This is a genomic window from Bombilactobacillus bombi (assembly GCF_013607485.1).
GTDB classification, from domain to species: domain Bacteria; phylum Bacillota; class Bacilli; order Lactobacillales; family Lactobacillaceae; genus Bombilactobacillus; species Bombilactobacillus bombi_A.
In genome coordinates, this window is the sequence record NZ_SCHP01000104.1 from 1 (window position 1) to 2,213 (window position 2,213).

At 30.9% G+C, this 2,213-nt stretch carries 2 protein-coding genes; both read left to right on the forward strand.

All coding sequences use genetic code 11. The features are described from left to right. On the forward strand, positions 1-1,159 hold a 1,159-nt coding region (locus EQ827_RS08500; RefSeq protein WP_219912685.1), incomplete at its 5' end, for an MFS transporter. A gap of 3 nt (positions 1,160-1,162) precedes the next feature. Then, positions 1,163-2,213: ATP-grasp domain-containing protein (locus EQ827_RS08505; protein ID WP_181190554.1), on the forward strand; the 1,051-nt coding region annotated here is incomplete at its 3' end.

The window sequence follows — 2,213 nt, forward strand, 5'->3', positions numbered from 1 at the left end:
TTTTTTACTTGCAGATGTTATTTCTGGATTGGGCGTAGGAATGACAACAGTTGGGGCTAATTGGTATATATTATCTCAAACACATTCAAATAAAATTGTGGGATTTTATCTTACGATAAATGTGTTAGCGGGTTTTATAATGTCCCCTTTAGCTGGTAGCATTACAGATCGTTTTTCCAGAAAAAAAGTAATTCTTTGGTCCTTTATTGGCAGAGTTTTACCCATAATATTTATTGCAATATATTTTTACATTTTAGGGTTTAATCTAATATTGATGTATATACTTTCAATTGTTATGGGAATGGGTTGGATTACTTATATGGCAGCTTCACGTAGTTATGTACAGTCCAGTCTTCCTGATAATTTGTTGGGAAGTGCTAATTCCTTTATTGAGATTTCTTTGCAAGTGGGGATGTTCTCTGCAGGTGCGTTATCTGGAATAATTTTAAACTATACTGGTTTTGTAGCAATACTTGTTATTAATGCTTTAGTATTTTTGCTAGCTATTATATTAGTTAATGGTATAAAAAATGATGCCACATTAGATCTTGATATTCATAAAGAAAATTTCCAAATTTCAAAGGGCATAAAATATGTTTGGAATAATAAATTGATTTTTAATATTGGGATACTATCAATTCTTCCCTTGATAGTTACGCAACTATTTAATGTCTCAGCGCCAGATTATGTTTCAAGCATTCTTAAAGCTAATAGTGTTGTCTATGGGTTATCAGATATGAGCTATGGTATTGGCGGCTTAGTAGCAGGTATTGTCAGTGGTTATTTAATTAATAGATTTTCTAGTAAAAAATTAATCATAAATTTTTTTGCTCTAGCTAGTTTAGTATTGATAACACTTTTTGTGGGTCGCTCTATCGTACTGATGTATTTATGTAATTTCATCTTAGGGTTATCTAATTCTTCATTAAGAGTGTCTATGAATACTATTTTAATGAGTTCAGTCAAAAAGACGTTTATGGGTCGAGTGACATCTATTTTTAATGGTTTGGCTCAATTAATTGAAGTATTTGCATCTACTTTAATGGGAACCTTTAATGACAAGATGGGTGCTAATTTTGGCTTTTTAGTAATGTTTGTCATTATGATAATTGGCGTGGTTGCTTCAACAATGGGTATTAAAAATAAAGCGGAGGTTTAAAAAATGCAACGAATTTTACTTGTGGAACCAAGTTTTTATGGCGTAGACTTTGTTAAATCTGCTAAAAATAAGGGATGTGAGGTTATTTGTGTCGTTAGCAATATAAATAATCCCGAGAAATATGGTTATGAAGGTTTATATGATGATTTAATTATTGCTGATATCAGAGATGATCAAAGTATTTTAGAAGCTATAAATAATAGTAAATATCATAGCTTTGACGCTATAATTCCAGCTACTGACTATACGATTGAGGTTACTGCCAAAGTAGCAAATAAATTAGGCAAATTTGGAAATTCTATTTTTGCAGCCCATTGTGCTAGAAATAAAGATGCTGCTAGAAAAGAATATCAAAAAAAGGGTGTTCCTTCTGCTCAATTTGAAGTTGTCGACAATTTAGATAGTGCGATTATTGCCAGCAAAAATATTGGTTTTCCTTTAATATTAAAACCTACAAATACAGCTAGTAGTATTGATGTTTTTTATATTGATAATCAAGATACTTTAAAACAAAGATTTGAAGAAATTTCTCAATTAAAAACTAGTTATATGGGATTTAAAGTTAATGAAAGTTATATAATGGAAGAATTTTTAGATGGTCCTGAGTTTAGTGTGGAATTATTTTTAGATAATGACAAGATAGCATTTGCAGAAGTTACGCAGAAGCTTACTACTGCTCCTCCATATTTTGTAGAATTAATGCATGTGTTTCCAACAACGATTCAAGCCAACCATAAAAAAGAAATTATTCAAACAGCATATCGTGCGGTCCAAGCGATTGATATTCATAATGGTCCTACGCATGTAGAAATAAAGTTAACTGCACAAGGCGTCAAAGTAGTAGAAGTTAATGGTCGACCAGGTGGTGATCACATTACCTCTGATTTGATTCAAAATGCATATGGCATAAATATTTTTAGCAAAACAATTGAGCTATATTTAAATCATACTGTAGAAATAACACCATTATTTTATAAATCCGCACTTATAAAATTTCTTTTTGCTACTAAAAATGGAATTTTGAAGGGAATTACAGGTTTAGACTCTTTAAAAG